This window comes from Tautonia marina (assembly GCF_009177065.1).
GTDB lineage: Bacteria > Planctomycetota > Planctomycetia > Isosphaerales > Isosphaeraceae > Tautonia > Tautonia marina.
This window is the reverse complement of sequence record NZ_WEZF01000029.1, coordinates 1-17377: the sequence shown is the minus strand read 5'-3', so window position 1 is coordinate 17377 and position 17377 is coordinate 1. Positions and strand designations below refer to the sequence as shown.

The following is a 17377-nucleotide window of genomic DNA, read 5'->3' as shown; positions in this document are numbered from 1 at the left end:
GGAACCAGGGGAGGCCGGCTGGAACGAAAGGGGGGAGTTGCACCGGGGGTGATCGCTTTGCCTGAACGAGTCGGGGGTGCGTGTCGGGATCACTCACGCTCATTCTTACATCATCGTGATTTTCGGGAGCGGCAGTCACACAATCTGGTCGGGCGAAGGCCAGGGGCGGGCAAGCGGGATCGCTCCGAAATTGCTCCGGCAGGGGGAGTGAATCGCTTCAATGGCGACCGCCTGAGTCGCCCGAAGTCAAAAAAAGATTGGAGAAGACGATTCGTTGATCGTAAAGTGCGGCTGATCTGCGAATTCCTCGAAGCGAGGCGAGAGCAATTGTCGTTCGCGTGTCATGATTCCGTCGTGGGTGACTGGAAGCGTGATGGCGTCCTGCGCAGGTCATTCGTGCAAACGATGATGCTGGTGTGCCGACTGATCGGATTGGAAAGGAGCCTCGAAGAATGGACCCCGTGATGCCCGAGTTCCAGGCGTTGGATTGCGTCCTCAACCCCACCGATGGATCAACGAGCACGATCATGTTTCGTCTCGGTCAGATTGGCCTGGCGACCGAGGGGTTGAGTGTTCAGATCGTTTCACCGGCGGGGGCGGCGGACGATTGCGCGGAGGTCGTCTGGTCCGATGGTGCGGCGGTCGCGGTGGAGAAAGGGAGTGAGACGTTCATTATTGCAACACTTCAGGCCAGCGTGAAACAGGTCGTCGAGTCTCCTCTGGTGGGTGAGCGGGACGTGACGGTGATCCTCAAGGCTCCCGAGGAACCGACGCTGAATCCCCTGGAAACGGTCCTGAAACTTGCGGTCGCGTTTCCCTTGCGGTCGAAGGGTGTAGTGAGGACCGCGCCGGGGACCACCTCGTGGCTCGCGATTCAAGGGCCACCGGGTTGGTTCAATCGCGGCACGCCGCCCACGATCCGGGCGGTCGAGGACCCCAGAGGCCAGGTTCCCTGGAGTCTCCGCAGCGCGACGCCCGGCCTTCGAGGTCCGGGAACGCTGATTGTCGCAATCGAAGTCCCTGGTTTGGCGGGCCGAGGCAAGGATCCGGAGGTTGAGTCGCCGACCGATGGGACGATCGTGGTGACGTTGGACCCGATTAACATTCCTGGAAGGCCAACGGTCGAGGTCGAGTACGACGACGAAGAGGAACCCCTGACGGAACCGCAACCGGAGCCGGAACCGGTCAAGGGGTGATCGAACGCGGGTTCGGCACGCCTTGGAATCGTCGCGGATCAAGGAAGGGCGGCCCGGACCTCGTCGAGGGCCTCCCGAGCCACGACGACCTCGGGGTCGGCCTCAACGGCGGCGGCAAGGTGCTGCTCGGCCTGGCGGAGCCGATCGAGGCGGCGATCGGGGTCGTCTCGGGTGGTCTGGGCCAGGCCCAACAGGCTCTTGCCGAGCAATCGGAGGTATTCGGCCACGTCGGGGTGCTGGGTGACGAGACGATCGGCGACGGCTCGGGCTCGTTCGTAATCGTCGAAGGCGTCGGGGAAGCCGACGGCGGCCTTGGCGTCGGCTCGGGTGAGCAGCGCCTCGGCCAGTCCGGACGAGTAGCCGATGACCCAAGGGAAGCCGGCGTCGAGCTGTTCGAAGGCGCTGATGGCCGCGTCGAGGGCTCCCCAGGCTCTCGGATCGCGGTCAAGGGCCCAGGTCTTGCCCCGTTCCAGGCGGCAGAGGGCGACGGTCCAGGCCACATCGGCCTGAGTGACGCCGTAAGGGGTCGATCGGTTGGGGGCCTCGTAGGCCCGAACCGCCTCGACGTGGATTTCTTTGGCCCGATCGATCCGGCCGAGGTCCCGCTCTCGGGCGGCGACGAGGGTCAGGGCTCGGGCGAGCATCAAGGGGTCGTAAGGGTGGCGGTCGGCCGGGGGGGCGTCGAGCAGCTCGGCGAACAGGTCGGCGGCTTCCCGGGCGGCCGCGAGGGCGGCGGCTTGATCCGCGAGATGGTCGAGGCTGACGGCCTGGTTGACGCGAATCCGGCCGAGCGAGCGTCGGACCTCGGCCCGTTCGTCCTCCGGCCCTCGCAGGGGCTCCAGCGCGTCCCTCGCCCGCTGGTAGAGGGCGAGGGCATCGGCCTGGGGCCCGGTTCGGGTGTGGAGGACGGCCCAGTCCTTCAGGGCGTTTGCGAGCCGGAGCCGAGGGGCGGGGTCGGCCGGATCGGTGGCGATCAGGCGTTCGAGTTGCTCGACGGCCTCGCGGTAGAGGGTGTCGGCGGTGGCGTCGTCTCCTTCCAGGCGGAAGACGTTGGCGGTGTAGAGGAAGACGGAGGCGGCCTGAGAAATGGTGACGGTGTCGTCGGGATCGCGGGCGAGATGGTCGCGGAAGGCCCGGCTGCCGGAATCGAGCAGGTCCTTGCGGAAGCGATGCAGGGGCTCGGTCGAGGCGAGAACCCACTCGACGTTCTGGACGAGGGCCAGGGCATCGGCGCTGACGGATCGGGCAAGCTCGGCGTTCTGCTCGGCGACGATCTGTTCGGCCTGGGCACGCCGGGCGTTTTGTTCGGCCCGTGTTTGTTCCTGCTGGGCACGCTGAGCGTTGCGTTCGGCAAGGCCCCTGGCGGCCTCGGTCTGCTGTTCCTCCTGCCAGAGCAAGACCGCGGCGAGGGCGGCGACCAGCGCGGCGGTCATGAGAAAGATGGCCACCGCGATAACCGTGGTTTTCCGACGCCTGGCCCAACGGGCGAGACGGATGCCCCAGGGTTCGGCGTAGGCGGTGACCGGCTCGTCGGCGAGCCATCGACGGACCTCGGTGGCAACCTCCTCGGCCGAGTCGTACCGATCATCCGGGGTACGGGCCATCGCCTTCTGGCAGATGGCTTCGAGCGGGGGGGGGACCTGGGGGTTGATCGACCGGATCGGCTCGGGATCGGTCGCGAGGATCTTGCGCAAGACCTCATTGACGGACGATCCGGAATAGGGTGCCTTGCCGGTCAGGAGGGAATAGAGGACCGCCCCCAGACCGTAGATGTCGGACTGCTTCGTGGAGCCGGCCCCCCGCGCGACCTCGGGGGCCATGTAGCCGGGGGTGCCGACGGCGGAACCGGGCGCGGTGTCCTCGCCGCCGAGACCGCCGTCGATGGACGCGGCCCCGACCGGATCGACCAGATCGCCGACGTGCTTGGCCAGGCCCCAGTCGAGCAGAAAGACCTCGCCGAACTCGCCGACGACAACATTTTGCCCCTTCAAATCGCGGTGCAAGACATCGTGCCGGTGGGCGAAGGCGACCGCTCGACAGACGCCGACGAAAGCGTCGAGCAGGCTCACCAGATCAAGCGGGCCGACCTGATCGGCCTGTCGGCGGCGGTGATACTCGGCCGAAACCTGAGACAGGGTCCGGCCGGAGATGAACCGCATCACATAGAACGGGTCGTCTCCGCTGCTGGAGAGATCATACAGCGGAACAATGCTCGGATGTTCAAGCTGGCCCGTAACCTGGGCCTCTCGAACAAACCGAGATCGGGCGGTTTCGGTCGCAGCTCGGTCGGGACGGAGGGTCTTCAGCGCGACCTCTCGGCCGATCACGGTATCCCTGGCCTTCCAGATGAGGCCCAGGCCACCTGTCTCGTGCAGTTCGAGGATCTCGTAACGTTGAGGGGGGACGAAGGGTCCGCCCCGTCCGTTCGATGGGGCAGACTCGCTCCCGGATTCAAAGGGAATCGTTTCACTCCCCGTCAGCGGGTCGCCCGCGGTCGTCGCGTGCGGGCTCAGAGGAAGCGATGGCAAGGCGATCGAGGAGGCAGACTCTGTGCCTTGAGCCCCGGGGAAGGTGGAGAGGGATTCGAGGCGTTTCAGGTCGTCGGGGGTGAGCGCTCCTCGACCGACCAGGAAGGACATGAAGCCGTCGTCCGAACCCAGGGGAGCCCAGTCGGCAATCACTTCGGTCAGCAGGGCAGGGTCGATCACGTGTTTCTGAATCGCCAACAACAAGAGGTGCAACTCACGATCGGCATTCATCACACACCTCGACATCTATGAGGAATCCTTGTCCCCCGATTCTGAAGCTACCACCAAGGTCGTGTGACACGCGAGTTTTTTTAACCTGAACGAGCCTCGGTGCGGTCATCGGGAATGTGAGCCCGCCGGGGGGAATTCGGTCCCCTTTGGAAGAAGACTCAGCTCCGGAGGATCGTCAGGGATTCTGGGGCTCGATCCCGACGCAGCAGCAGCAACCCACCGAGCATCGGGCCCACCAGAGTCAGGAGCATGGCCGGTCCTGCGATCGGCTCGTGGATCGCGTCTCGAACGACCCAGGCGGCTACCGGTCGGAAGGGTTCCAGGGGGGTCAGCACCAGGGCCGGTGAGAGGCCGGACGCCGCAAGCAGGACCATCCCCAGCGCGGGCACGACGCAGCGCCGCAGCGCGATCGGGAGAAAGAGCAAGGTCCGGCTGAAGGCCAGGCGACGACCAGCCACGCGGGCCTCCTCTTGAAGGGCCGTCGCGTCGAGCGATCGCGCCGATCGGGCGGCCTCGACGGCCCAGGGCAAAAGGACGAGGGCCGTTCCCCAGGACACGAGGAGCCAGGGGAAGCGGTAGGGATCGAGCCAGAGGCCGAGCGTCGGGAGGACCGCACCGACCGGATCGGCTCCAGTCGAGGTCCACGACCGGGCCATCTGCCAGATCCCAAGCAACCCAACGCCGATTGCCAACGGCGGAACCGCGTTGAGCAGGCTGACGGCCGATCCGGTGCGTCGGAAGGCCGAGAGGGGCCAGGCCAGGGTCATGGCGAGGAAGGTCGAAGCCCCCCCTAGCGCCAGCGCCCCTCCGAGCAGGGGAGCCAGCTCTCGCCAGATGGCTTGTGCAGCGGTGGCCGACCCAGCAAGGACTTGAGGGGATCGGAAGCACTCGATCGCCAGCGCCACGGCCGGGCCAAGGGTGATTGCCGCCCAGCCGATCAGCGCGACGACGGCGGCGAAGGATCGGAAACGGCCCCACGGGACGATCGGCTCGGCAGGATCACTGGAGGATCGAGGGAGGGAGGCCAGGTGGTCGGGGCCTCCCCAGCGTTTCAAGGCCAGACGGACCAGCAGTGAGAGCACGAGGGCCAGGGCCGTCAGAATCGCAGCCCGAGGGGCGTCGTTGCGGGAGGTCATCCAGAGGGAGCCGACGATTTGAGCGCCAAGGGTTTGGCGAAGGCCAAGCACCAGAGGCGCTCCCGGCTCGATGAGGAGGACGGCGAAGACCGAGGCCGAGACGCGGGCGACCGTCGGCCGGACGAGGGGCCAGATCGAGGTGCGCCAGACCCATCCGCGACCGGCTCCGGAGATGGAGGCCACCCGCTGCCACTGCGGCCCGATCCGATCGAGCGCCCGGCCGGTCCACCAGGCAATCCAGGCCGAGGCAAACCCGAACTGCGCCAATCCCAGCAGGAGCCATCGGCCACGGTCGCCGTCGAGCCATTCCCAGCGCGGGAAGGAACGGATCGATGGGTCAAGGCGTGAAAGAACCATCATCCAGGCCATTGCCATCACGAAGGGGTGGCATCCGGCGCCGAGGCGAATCAAGGTGAGGGGGATGGCCCTTCGCCACCCTCGGCATCCCCAGGCGATGCGGGCGAGCGTGATACCGGTGAGTGTGGCCAGCGCGACGACCACGACGGTGATCGCCAGGCTGTGACCAAGGCAGTCGCGCGCAAACGGATCGGAGAGGGTCAGCCCCCAGTGGACGACGGTTGCGCGGAGGTCGTCGGCCGGCTCGACGGCGAAGATCGAGGCCAGGGCCAGGCCGATCACCGGAGCGATCATCACGGCCAGGGCGAGCAGGGCTCCGAGGAGCCTGACGAGTCGGGTCATCGGCCTCTCCAAGAGCGTCACGAGACCGCTTCGCCGGACTTCGGCACGGTGGCATAGCGACCGAGCAGGACCACGACATGATCGGGGGTGACGGCGACGGTCAAGGGCTGGCCTTCGCGGAGGTCGGGGGCCTGCGGATGCAGGGCCGAGGCCACCAGTGGCCAGTCGCCGGGGCCTCGCAGGTCGATCGACCGCAAGGCCCCTTGAAAGACCTGGCGCTCGACGGTCACCTGAAACCGGTTGGCATCGACCGGCAAGTTCGGACCGAGCCGGATCGACTCGGGCCGGATGGCCACCGTGACCGGCGTGCCGACCGGAGGCTCGCCGCGGGTTGCCAGGCGGCCGACGAGGCGGCCGATGGTGGTGCGGACGAACAGCTCTCCCGACATCGAGGCCCCGGCCACCTGTCCTTGTAACAGGTTGACCGGCCCGAGCAACTGGGCAACGAAGGCGTCGGCCGGAGTGCTGTAGACCACCTCGGACGAGCCGACCTGAACGATCCGCCCCAGGTCCATCACGGCCAGGTGATCGGAGAAGGCGAAGGCGTCGTCGCGATGCTGGGTGAAGACGACGACCGTTCGATCCCAACCGGCGCGGAGCCGTCGCAACTCCTCTCGAAAGGCGGGGCGATTGCGCGGTTCGAGGGGCTCGGTCGGCTCGTCGAGGATGAGGATGCGGGGGTCATCGACGATCGCTCGGGCCAGCTCGGCCCGTCGGCGCTGGAGGTCGTCGAGGGCGGCAGGGAGCCGATCGGCCAGGGTTTCCAGGCCGATCGTCGTGAGGGCTTCCTCAACCTTGCGGCGTCGGTCCTTGCGAGCGATTCCCCGGGCGCGGAGCCCGTGGCCGACATTTTCGGCAATCGTCAGATGAGGCCAGAGGGCCTCGGACTGCCCCAGATAGCCGAACCCGCGCTCGTGGGGCCGGGTAGACTGGATCAAACGATCGTCAACGAAAATCTCGCCGCGATCGGGACGGTCGAGCCCGACGATCAGGCGGGCGAGGGTCGATTTGCCCGATCCGGCGGGACCGAGGACCGAGAGCCATTGTCCGGAGCGGACATCGAGGCTCACTTCATCGACGACCGCGATCCGATCGTAGCGTTTCGAAAGCCCTTCGCAGAGCAAGCGGCTCATCGGGCGGCCTCCTCGGCTTCGGCGGCCAGTTCCCGAGCAAGCTGGGAGAATCGCTGTCGAGCCCACGCCGTCCATTCGGCGCGGAGCCAGGGCAAGACCCGAGACGACTGCAGCAAGCGGCCGTCGTTGGCCGTCGCCAGGGCATCCAGCAGGGCACGATCGACGGGGCGAGGGGGTGTCTGCCAGGAGTCGAGCAGCCAGGCCCTCGACTCGGGATCATCCACCAGGGCCTCGGCCAAGGTTTCGATCATGGACCGAGACGACGGGTCGTTCGTGGTGAGCCGTTGGATTGAGTCGGGAGGCCAGGGGGGAGGCTCGGCGAGGACGGCTCGACCGAGCTGAGGGTTCGGTGATTGCTCGATGGCCTGAAAGGCTCGACGCAGCTCAGGTCCGGCGTCGAGGATCGTGGCCCCGATCAGCTCGGCCGCGAGCGTCCGCTCGGGAGAGGGGGTCTGGATCGGGAGCGGCTCGATGAGCGACCCTCGGCGGAGCCGGTCGAGGAGAGCCTGGACCCCGGAATTCGAAGGAGCGGCGATCGAAGCCACGCTAAAGCCTCGGGTATCGGGATCGATCGAAGGGGAATCGACCGAGCCGGGAATGAACGAGGCCCCCAGTTCGAGGAGGGAGAGGTCCGCGTCTCGGCCTTCGGCCCACGCCAGTTGCCTGGCGACCTGATCGCGGGCGACCGGGTCGATCCGAGGATCACCGGGCAGGATCGCTGAGAAACGCCGATCCGCGTCGGACATTGGAAACGATTCCGCACCTTCGAGACCGAGGCAGCGGAACGGAGCGTCTTCGGACTCGTCGAGAAGGTTGCGATCACCGAGTTCCTGGAGGGTCGCGGTCGGCCAGCCGAGGAGCAGATGGACAGTTCGTCCCGCGTCGAGCAGGTGAGCGGGGTCGTCCCAGCGATCGAGGCGCACCCAGCGGATCGGGGGCATCGGATCGCCGGGAGACTCGGCGAGGAGGGTGGTGAACTGCCGGCAGGTCGCGCGACCCCAGGGGGTCGCGATCACGACCGGGGACCGATCGTCCGAACATCCCGAGAGAATCAGGAGAACGGCCGGCAGAAAACCGAGGAGTAGCGTCGATGATCCGGTTCGAGTCATGAGGGGGCGGTTCTGGGATCGGTTCCCCAAAGGACGCGATCGCCGGAAATCGAGTCAGGACGGGAGAGAGTCGAAGACGACGAACTGATCGGCCCTAAGCCTCAGCGCCAGCCAGCTCGGCCTCGCTGACTGGGGTCATCATCCGACCCCAGCCAGAGCCGATCCATTCGATCAGTCGCCGTGCCCTTCTCGGGGGGCGGAGGCGTCGAGGACGGCTTCGAGGGTCAGGGTTTCGTCGCCTCGGCGGATCTCGATGCTCACGCGGTCGCCGGGCTTCGACTCGTTGAGCCCTTCCATGAAGTCGTAGATCGTGCCGACGGGCTTGCCGGCGAAACCGATGATAATGTCGCCCCCGGTCAGGCCTGCCTTGTCGGCGGCGCTGCCTTCCCGGACGCCGTTGAGGCGAAGCCCTTCGACGCTCTCATCATAATCGGGGATCGTGCCAAGCGAAGCCCCGTTGCCGGCAGCCATGCGGCGAGGCTCGGGCTCGGCCTCCTCGCTGACGGAGAAGGCGGGGCGTTCGGGTCGTCGGGCAACATCGAGGACGAGCAGTTCCGCGTAGTCGGCAATGCGAGCCATCCCTTCGTAATTGACCTTCTCGGCCGTGTCGCTGGGACGGTGATAGTCGGTGTGGGTTCCGGTGAACAGGAAGGCCACGGGGATGCCGCGATCGTGGAACGGGGCGTGATCGCTGTTGCCGGCCACCTGGGCGTTCGGTCGGATGTTGAACCCATGAGACGAGCCGATCGCCATGACCAGATCACGCAGGCCGGGGGTGGAATCAACGCCGAAGACGGTCAGATCGCTCGACTCGCTCAGGCGGCCAACCATGTCGAAGTTGAACATGAAGACGGTCTGGTCGAGCGGAACAAGCGGCTGATCCTCAACATAGAACCGCGAGCCGAGCAAGCCGCGCTCCTCGGCCGAGAAGGCCATGAAGACGACGCGACGAGGGAGCGGATCGGGACGAGCGGCCAGGCGTCGGACCATCTCCAGCATCATCGACGTGCCCGAGGCGTTGTCATCGGCCCCGTTGTGGATGTCTCGGGAGAAGGGGGCGAGCGATCCGGCCCCCCCTTTGCCGAGGTGATCATAGTGAGCACCAATGACCACCGTCTCGTCGGCCAGCGGGCCGGAGCCTTCAAGCACCCCGACCACGTTCTTGGCCACGATGGTCGGCTGTTCCACGTCGATCGACGCGGTCAGGGAGACACCGTCGAGCAATCGGCTGGCGGGTTTGGGCTGGTCGTCGGCGTTGATTGCGGCTTCGAGTTCCGACAGGCTCGGGGCGTCGGCGGCCTGGAGAATCTGATCGACAAAGGCTCGCCGGGCCATGACAAAGGGAATGGTCGTGATGCGATCGGTGCCGGCGGAGGTGAACAGCAGGAGTTCATCCTCCTCGCCCTTCAACCCGGCCTCGTCGTTGACCATGAAGACGGCCCTCGCGCCGTGGCGGAAGGCGTTGATGGCCTTGTGGCGGAAGGTGGCTACATCGACCGGCCGGGCTCCATCGGGAGCGAACGGGCTTCCCGGAACGTCGTACTTCGGCGCCCGTCGGAGCAGGATGACGACCTTCCCGTCAACGTCGATCCCGGCGTAATCGTCGTAGGAGAACTCGGCGTCGTCGGGAGTCGTGATGCCGTAACCGACGAAGGCGATGGGGAGGGATTCGAACGAGCCGGCGCCGCCGATGCTCAACGGCATGAAATCGCGCCGGAGTCGGCCCTCGATCGTCTCGCCGTCGTCCCCGGTCGCGGCCAAGCTCTGAGAGCGGCCGAGCCGGGCCGAGCCGGTGATGGTGAAAGGCTGGTAGTAATCGTCGAGGCCCGGGGCAGGAGCCAGGCCCGCCTCCTTGAACACCTTGGCGATGTACTGGGCCGCGCGTTCGATCCCGGCGGAACCGGGATCGCGTCCTTCCTGCGCATCGTCGGCGAGGAAGGAGACGTCGGTCTGGAGCCGGGCCAGCGCAGGCTCAGCCTCCTGGGATCGAGCCGTCGTGACCGTCCCGAGCAGCACGACCCAGGGAATGGCAATCGCAAGAGGACGAGCCACGGTTTGAATCGAAGCACGAAGGATCGAAGACATCGGCCGGTTCCATCAGAGCGAACAGAAAAAAAAGGAACGAACACCACGATCCAGGAGACAACGGATTGTCGGTCGATCGGCTGGCGAGCGTCAAGGGACCTGCCGACCCCGAGGGCAGAAGGAAGATGGGCAAAAGAAATCGGTGGGAACGGTTTGCGGGGTTCGCTCGTCCAACGAATCGAGTCGTCACGGTCGCTCCAGATCGTTCTGTGTCGACCCTGCCGGTCAGGACGGCAAGCACGTTCCAGCCGCTCGTGGTTGGTTTGACCGGCGCCGGAATGGCTCCTAAAATCTGGAAGTGATTGCTCTTTCGGATGCTCCTCTCTTCTCGCGATCCGGTCCGAATGATCCCGCGATCGCCGCCTCTCGACCCCATTCGACCATCTTACGCACCAGCGGACAGCCTGGACCGGCCACCCCCGAGGATCCGGCCCGGCCGGCGGGAGATATTGATCCATGGCATCTGCCAACGAATCGCAGGGACTGAAAATCGCCGTCGCGATTTTCGTCTCACTGACGGTGATCCTGGCGGTGACGTCGTACTTCCTGTACTCCGAGTACAGCAAGGCGAACCAGGACGCGACCACGGCCCGGAACGAAGCAACGCAGGCCAACACCAAGGCCAGCCAGGCCAACAATAACCTGATCTCGGTCCTCGACCGGGCAGGATATCAGGTTCAGTCGGATACGGCTGCCGTTCTGACGACCATCGACACGGACCAGCAAGCGCTGGTGGCCTCACTCAGCGAGCAACTGGCCGAGGCAAATCAAACCATTCAACAGGCCCAGCAGGATGGAGCGACCGGCACTGAGGTCGCTCGCTACCGGGAAAACCTGACCGGGCTGATTCAGACCTTTACTGATGAATCGACTCTGTCCCCGACCCTCAAAGGATCGCTGGAAACCCTCGCCGCCCTGACGGCCAATCAGTCTCGGCTGGCCACGGCCCTGGCTACCGACAATGTCCGGCTTCGCCGGCAACTGGAAAACGTCGACAACGTGAACCAGGCGGAACTGAACCGTCAGCAGCAGGCCGCCCAGACCGCGCAGACCGACCTTCAGAACGAGCACCAGAAGTACGAAGGTCTGTTTGAAGAACAACGCGATCAGTTGAGCCAGCTTCAGCGTCAGGTGGCGGAACTTCGGGTCCAGAACGACGGTCTGACGACCAATCTGGCCTCGCAGAAAGCGGATTACGAGGACCGGATTTCCGACATTCTCGAACAGATGAAATACTGGCGAGATCAGTCGGAAAAGACTGAGGTCGTTCTGGACAACGCGGACGGGTACGTGACCTTCGTGGACTACACGACGCGGAGAATTCGGACGAACCTGACCCGGAGTATGGGTGCCCGGCCTCAGATGATCCTGTCGGTCTTCGACGCCGACGCCCCCGGCCTACCGAGCGATAAGCCGAAGGCTCGGATTAAGCTGATCGACGTGGGCAATCAGGAAACGGTCGCCTCGATCGAGGAACAGTTCGACAAGAACAACCCGCTTCGCGTGGGAGATCAACTGTACTCGGCCGCCTGGAGCCCCGACGGGCCGCAACGGTTCGCCCTGATCGGCAAGATCGACATGAACCGCGATGGCGTCGACGATCGCGAAGACCTGAAGCGCCTGATTCAGGCTGCCGGTGGCGTGGTCGACTACGACTTGCCCACCCCTTCCGTGGGACAGGAACAAGGTGAGCTGAACGCGAAGATCAGCTACTACATCATCGACGAACGCGACCCGATCCGGACGCCCTCGAACATGCGGTCGGTTCAGGAAATGAACCTCGATGACATGGCCTTCGCCACCACCCGGACCGAGGTTATCGAGGAAGCTCGTCGCCTGGGGCTTCGTCCGCTGCCGGTCGAACGGTTGCTCAGCTCGCTCGGCTACTCGTACGGCATGACCATTCCCGGCGTGGTTGAGGCGGCCGACACCGAGGCCATCGAACGACTGCTGAACCCCGAAGGAACGACCGTTCCCTTGCCGGGGACCGAGGAGTTCGAACGCCGTCGCCAGGAGGCCGAGGCAAACTCGCCCTTCTGATCGTCCCGATCGAGTCTCAGTGATTCAGAAGAAGAACAGGCCACGCCCGTCGACACGATGGGCGTGGCCTGTTTGCATCGATCGGATCGTCGGAAGTAGCACCATCTCAGGCGGTTGGGGGACGCTGCACTCCATCTCGAGGCGGGTGTTCAGGGCCATCGGCCTCAGTCGTGGCCGAAGCGGAGGGGGCCAGATCGAACAGGTAGATGACCGCCGGAGGTGAATCCTCGACTCCGTCCAGCGATTCGTAGAGGGCCCGAGCGGGGTGATTGTCGACCTCGGTGGCCACCCAGGCCTCGGTGCAACCTCGTTCCCGAGCCTGATCGAGCAGGGTGGAGACGAGCCGCTTGCCCAGACCGCGACGTTGGTAAGGCGGAGCCACTCCGACCTCGTTGACGAACAGCTGGTTCGGCTTATCGGGGTGAACGTAGACGAGCCCTGAGGCCATGCCGACGATGACCTCGGCGTCCAGGGCCACCGCCATCAGGCTGCGGGGATCGTCCAGAAAGGCCCGGACGAGATCGTCACGGACCTCATGATCGAACACGTCGTCCGCCACACGCTCGAACAGGGGGGCATCGGCGGCGGTGACGAGCCGAACGATGAGGTCGGTCATTTCGGGGGGGCCATCAACGGGTCGAGTCAGCCGAGGACCACTCGATCGGCCACCACGCCCTCGTTGAGGGTGGCCCGTTCGGGGCGTCCCTTGTGAAGGAAGACGAGGCGGTCGGGGTCGAGGCCCATAAGGTGCAGGATCGTGGCGTGCAGGTCGTGGACGTGGATCCGGTCCTCGATTGCGTGCAGGCCGAAGTCGTCGGTCTCGCCGATCACGCGACCACCCTGGAGACCGGCCCCGGCCATGAACATGGTGAAGCCGTAGGGGTTGTGGTCGCGGCCGTCCCCTTTCTCGGACATGGGAGTACGGCCGAACTCGCCACCCCAGACCACGAGGGTCGAGTCAAGCAGGCCGCGGCGCTTGAGGTCCTTAATGAGACCGGCGACGGGGTAGTCCATCGACCGGCAGTTCTCGGTGTGGTTCTTCTCGATGCTCGTGTGGGCGTCCCACTTGCTGCCGGCGCCGTGATAAAGCTGGATGAAGCGGACGCCTCGCTCGACGAGGCGGCGGGCGAGCAGGCAGTTGCGGCCGAACTTGGCCGTTTCCTCGCGATCGAGGCCGTAGAGGTGCTTCGTTTCCTCGGACTCGGCGTCAATGTCGACCGCCTCGGGGGCCTCGGCCTGCATGCGGAAGGCAAGCTCGTAGGAGGCGATCCGGGCATCCAGCTCGGACTGATCGGGGCGGTCGAGAGAGTGGCGCCGGTTGTACTGGTCGAGCAAGGCGAGCTTGCGACGCTGGCGGGCGTCGTCGATGCCGTCGGGAGGCAGGAGGTCGGGGATCGGCTCCTCACCAGACGCGAGCTTGGTTCCCTGATAGACGGCGGGCATGAAGCCGGCCCCCCAGTTGCGGGGACCACCGGCGACGGTGGCGCGTTCGTTGTCCTGAAGGACAACGTAGGAGGGAAGGTTCTCGTTCTCGGTGCCGAGCCCGTAGGTCACCCAGCTTCCGAGGGACGGGCGACCCCCTCGGATCGAGCCGGTGTTCATCTGGCAGACGCCGTTGACGTGGTTCAGACCGTCGGAGATGCAGGAGCGAACGACCACCAGGTCATCGGCACAGTCGCCGATATGGGGGAGCCAGTCGGAGACCCACATGCCGCATTCGCCCCGGCGCGACCATTTGCGTTGCGAGGCGAGTAGGGGAGATTCCATCTCTCCCATCGGGAGGATGACCCGCTTGATGCTCGACGGCAAGGACTGGCCGGCGAAGCGGTTGACCTCGGGCTTGGGGTCGAACGTGTCGATCTGGCTCGGGCCGCCTTCCATGAACAGGAAGATGACGCTCTTGGCGCCGCCATCGGGCCGTTTCCAGGCGGAGGCGTCGGGCAGGAGGGACGGGCTGTCGGCCGAGGCCGAGGCTGACGGACCGCCGAGCAGATAGGAGAGGCCCAGGGCTCCGAATCCAGCCCCGCCGCGGAGGAGCATCTCGCGGCGGGAGAGGGTGTGGATTCGGTGCGGGATCGGGTTCGGTCGTGATTCGAAGGGGGTGGTCATGGGTCGACCTCTCGGCTCGGCGGGGAGGATATCGGAGGTTCCGATCGGGACCGGCTAGGAGCGAGGCCGATCCGCCGGGGGCCTGTGTCTTGGGTTAGTCGACATAGAGAAACTCGTTGGCGTTGAGGAGGACGTGACAGAAGTCGACCCAGGTGGCGCGATCGACCGGGGCCTCGGTCCCATCGTCGCACGGCAGGCCGGCGGCGGCCAGGTCGTCACCGTCGGGGGCAGGTCCTCGCAGGAAGACGAGGGCGGCGGCAACCTCGTCGGAGTCGGGGGACCGAGCGTAGGCGAGCCGGAAGGCGTGACGGACGCGGTCGGCGTCGGTGTGGTCGGGCAGATCGAGGAGGCGATTGGCGAAGGCCTCGGCCCGTTTCAAGGTCCAGGCGCCGTTGATCATCATGAGCGACTGGGTGGGGGCGGTCGTCACGTTGCGCTGGGCGGTGCTGAGGTAGCCGTCGGCGATATCGAAGGCCCCCAGGACGGGGTCTTTCTCGTTGCGGATGAACTTGGTGTAGATGGACCGCCGGGGTTGGTCGGCCGAGACGCTGGGGCCGCCCAGGTCGAGGTCAAGCTCGCCGCTGACGGCGAGCATGGCGTCTCGGATCGGCTCGGCTTCCAGGCGGCGCGGGGGGAAGCGCCAGAGCAAGGTGTTCTCAGCATCAACGGCCTGGCACGATTCGAGGTCGTCGCGGAACGAGTCCTGGCGGTAGGCGCTCGACGTCATCATCATGCGGTGCAACGACTTGAGGCTCCAGCCCTCGTCGATGAAGGTCGAAGCGAGCCAGTCGAGCAGCTCGGGATGGGTGGGCGTTTCTCCCAGGCGGCCGAAGTCGCTGCTGGTGGCGACGATCCCCTTGCCGAAGTGGTACTGCCAGAGGCGGTTGACCATGACTCGGGGGACGAGCGGGTTGCTCGGGTCGGAGAGCCAGGAGGCCAGGGCGGTGCGTCGGCCGGTGGAGTCGGGCCAACCAGGCGGGGGAGCGATCGAGGCTGGTTCGGGGTCGAGAATGGAGAGGATGCCGGGGGGGATGTCCTCGACGGAGCGGTCGCCGGGGATTGTGGTGGGAGGGGCGACCGGGCCGACGTCGGCGATGGTCTCCACGTTCGGCTCGGCCGGGCGGATCGCGTCGAACCGCTTCAGGTCGGCGACGAGTTCTTCCCAGCGGGCTTTCTCGTCCTTGAGCTGGTTCGGGACCTTGTTGTACTCCATGATGACCTGGCGGAAGGCCAGGGTGGCGAGCTGCTGCTCTCGCGGGGAGAGCGCGTCCCTGTCTTCCCGAATCAGGGCCTGCATCTGGGGCTGAAAGAGCTTGATGGCCGACTGGGCGGCTCGCTCGCGGTAGCGGGCTTCCAAGTCGGCGATCTCGGCGCGGGTGGCGGCGGTCAGGGCTTCCCAGGCGGCCCGGCGCTCGGCCTCGCCGGTGGCGGGGGCGTCGGGAACGACATGAAGCTCGTCTCGGGGGATGAGCGCGGCGAAGTAGGAGCGGAGCCGGTAGTAATCCTTCTGAAGGATCGGATCGTACTTGTGGTCGTGGCAGCGGGCGCAACCCATGCCGAGGCCGAGGAAGGCGTCGGCAGTAACGTCGGTGATGTCGTCGAGGATGCCGTCCCACTGGCCTTCCACGTCGCGCTGATTCGACTCGTAGACCCAGAGGCGGAGGTAGCCGGTGGCGACGCGGCCGACGGGGCTTTCGGGGTCCAGCTCATCGCCGGCGATCTGCTCGCGGATGAACTGGTCGTAGGGCAGGCCGCGGTTGAGGGCGTCGATGACGTAGTCGCGGTAGCGCCAGGCGAAGGGGCGGAAGGCGTCGGCCCGGTAGCCGTCGGACTCGGCGAAGCGGACGAGGTCGAGCCAGTGGCGGCCCCAGCGCTCGCCGTATCGGGGGGATTCGAGGAGGCGATCGACGAGGCGGTCGAAGGCGTCGGGGGCGTCGTCGGCGAGGAAGGCTTCCACCTCCTCGGGGGTCGGCGGCAGGCCGTGCAGGTCGAAGGTGGCGCGACGGATCAGGGTGCGGCGGTCGGCCTCGGGAGCGGGAGAAAGGCCAGCGGCATTGAGTCGCTCGAAGATGAACTGGTCGATCGGGTTACGGCTCCAGCCGGAGTCGGAGACAGCGGGGGGTTCGACCTCGGCGACCGGTTGGAGGGACCAGTAGGAGCGATCGGCGTCGGTGAAGGTCTCGGGCGCTTCCCGGATGGCGGCGGTTTGGTCTTCACCGGGCCAGGGGGCGCCGAGTTCGACCCAGCGGACGAGGGCCTCGACCTCATCGGCAGGGAGCTGGCCGTCGGGGGGCATCTCGAAGCCTTCGTAGCGGACGGCCTCGACCAGGAGGCTCTCGACCAGGTCCCCCGGGACGACCGCCGGGCCGGTTCGACCGCCTCCGAGCAGGTGGGCGAGGGAGTCGACCCGCAGATCCCCTTTTTGCTTCTCCTCGCCGTGGCAGCGCTGGCAGCGGTCGATCAGGATGGGCCGAACCTGGGATTCAAAGAGCTGGAGCCCTTCGCGTTCGGCGTCGTCGTCGGATCGGGCGAGGGCCGGGGCGGCGAGCAGGCCGATCGTCAGGAGAATCAGGATCGAGGAAGGAGCAGGATGGCGGGAGGGGGAGAGGAGGGCCCTGGTCATTGACGAACACCTCGCAGGGGTGGGGAGCAGTTCGTTGCCCTCTGGGGGGACGATCAAACAACCGTTGAGCTTATCAGATCGGGTTCTCCAATGCGATCCATTCTTCATCGACTTTTTTTGAAGTGCTTCGCCAGTCGCGTCGCGGGCCGCTCGTCGTTCAGGGGAAACGGCCGGATGTACCGGATGGTGAGCCTCTGGGAGCGTTGAGGGTCGTGTCAGGCTGGAGGTGCGCTGGTCGGTGCGCACTCCGGTGCGCAAAGGATTCTGAGCAATTGGTGTTCTCCGAAAAGGAGTTACGTCGATCAGACCCATTCGTTTCGGGAAATCGTGCCCAGATCGCCCCAATGCGGGAAGCCGTGCGGGCGGGTCGTCCCGGCATGGCGAGAGGACACCCGCCCGCCAGTGGCCCTGCTTGGTGGATCTGACAGCCGCCGAGTGCCGCTTCTCGTACCAATGGGTGGACTCTGGGTGCCCCGGGTTCCGCGCCA

10 protein-coding genes are annotated in these 17377 nt (G+C 66.1%); 2 read left to right on the top strand and 8 right to left on the bottom strand.

The genetic code is table 11. The features are described from left to right. The first annotated feature begins 452 nt into the window (after positions 1-452). Positions 453-1196, top strand: a complete 744-nt coding sequence (locus tag GA615_RS24960) for a hypothetical protein (protein WP_152054068.1) — start codon at positions 453-455, stop codon at positions 1194-1196. A 38-nt stretch (positions 1197-1234) separates the two neighbouring features. Here GA615_RS24960 and GA615_RS24955 read toward each other — a convergent pair whose 3' ends face one another. The 5 genes from GA615_RS24955 to GA615_RS24935 all read right to left on the bottom strand — a co-directional run bounded on the left by GA615_RS24955 (position 1235) and on the right by GA615_RS24935 (position 10117). Next, entirely contained in the window at positions 1235-3955 is a 2721-nt protein-coding gene (locus GA615_RS24955) for a serine/threonine-protein kinase (protein WP_161602550.1), read from the bottom strand. 158 nt (positions 3956-4113) lie between these two features. Then, entirely contained in the window at positions 4114-5790 is a 1677-nt protein-coding gene (locus GA615_RS24950) for a hypothetical protein (protein ID WP_152054066.1), read from the bottom strand. 17 nt (positions 5791-5807) lie between these two features. After that, positions 5808-6923, bottom strand: a complete 1116-nt coding sequence (locus GA615_RS24945) for an ABC transporter ATP-binding protein (RefSeq protein ID WP_152054065.1) — start codon at positions 6921-6923, stop codon at positions 5808-5810. Further along, positions 6920-7939, bottom strand: coding sequence for a hypothetical protein (locus tag GA615_RS24940; protein WP_152054064.1), 1020 nt, complete (start codon positions 7937-7939; stop codon positions 6920-6922). The genes GA615_RS24945 and GA615_RS24940 overlap by 4 nt, the downstream gene beginning before the upstream one ends. Positions 7940-8203: 264 nt before the next feature. Further along, positions 8204-10117 carry a M20/M25/M40 family metallo-hydrolase gene (locus tag GA615_RS24935; RefSeq protein WP_152054063.1) on the bottom strand — a complete coding sequence of 638 codons (1914 nt, stop codon included), beginning with the start codon at positions 10115-10117 and terminating at the stop codon, positions 8204-8206. Positions 10118-10573: 456 nt separating this feature from the next. On the opposite strand from GA615_RS24935, the gene GA615_RS24930 reads away from it, so the two are divergent. Continuing rightward, positions 10574-12157, top strand: a complete 1584-nt coding sequence (locus tag GA615_RS24930) for a hypothetical protein (RefSeq protein ID WP_152054062.1) — start codon at positions 10574-10576, stop codon at positions 12155-12157. 106 nt (positions 12158-12263) lie between these two features. Here GA615_RS24930 and GA615_RS24925 read toward each other — a convergent pair whose 3' ends face one another. The 3 genes from GA615_RS24925 to GA615_RS24915 form a co-directional block, all read right to left on the bottom strand. After that, positions 12264-12773: a GNAT family N-acetyltransferase gene (locus tag GA615_RS24925; RefSeq protein WP_152054061.1), complete on the bottom strand. Its 510-nt coding sequence runs from the start codon at positions 12771-12773 to the stop codon at positions 12264-12266. A 26-nt stretch (positions 12774-12799) separates the two neighbouring features. After that, positions 12800-14266, bottom strand: coding sequence for a DUF1501 domain-containing protein (locus GA615_RS24920; RefSeq protein ID WP_152054060.1), 1467 nt, complete (start codon positions 14264-14266; stop codon positions 12800-12802). A 94-nt stretch (positions 14267-14360) separates the two neighbouring features. After that, positions 14361-16889, bottom strand: coding sequence for a PSD1 and planctomycete cytochrome C domain-containing protein (locus GA615_RS24915; protein ID WP_161602549.1), 2529 nt, complete (start codon positions 16887-16889; stop codon positions 14361-14363). Between the last annotated feature and the right edge of the window lie 488 nt (positions 16890-17377).

Excerpts from the sequence above, each read along its gene's own strand:
- GA615_RS24960 (WP_152054068.1), top strand. The coding sequence starts at position 453 with ATGGACCCCGTGATGCCCGAGTTCCAGGCGTTGGATTGCGTCCTCAAC.
- GA615_RS24955 (WP_161602550.1), bottom strand. The coding sequence starts at position 3,955 with ATGAATGCCGATCGTGAGTTGCACCTCTTGTTGTTGGCGATTCAGAAA.
- GA615_RS24950 (WP_152054066.1), bottom strand. The coding sequence starts at position 5,790 with ATGACCCGACTCGTCAGGCTCCTCGGAGCCCTGCTCGCCCTGGCCGTG.
- GA615_RS24945 (WP_152054065.1), bottom strand. The coding sequence starts at position 6,923 with ATGAGCCGCTTGCTCTGCGAAGGGCTTTCGAAACGCTACGATCGGATC.
- GA615_RS24935 (WP_152054063.1), bottom strand. The coding sequence starts at position 10,117 with ATGTCTTCGATCCTTCGTGCTTCGATTCAAACCGTGGCTCGTCCTCTT.
- GA615_RS24930 (WP_152054062.1), top strand. The coding sequence starts at position 10,574 with ATGGCATCTGCCAACGAATCGCAGGGACTGAAAATCGCCGTCGCGATT.
- GA615_RS24925 (WP_152054061.1), bottom strand. The coding sequence starts at position 12,773 with ATGACCGACCTCATCGTTCGGCTCGTCACCGCCGCCGATGCCCCCCTG.
- GA615_RS24920 (WP_152054060.1), bottom strand. The coding sequence starts at position 14,266 with ATGACCACCCCCTTCGAATCACGACCGAACCCGATCCCGCACCGAATC.
- GA615_RS24915 (WP_161602549.1), bottom strand. The coding sequence starts at position 16,889 with ATGACCAGGGCCCTCCTCTCCCCCTCCCGCCATCCTGCTCCTTCCTCG.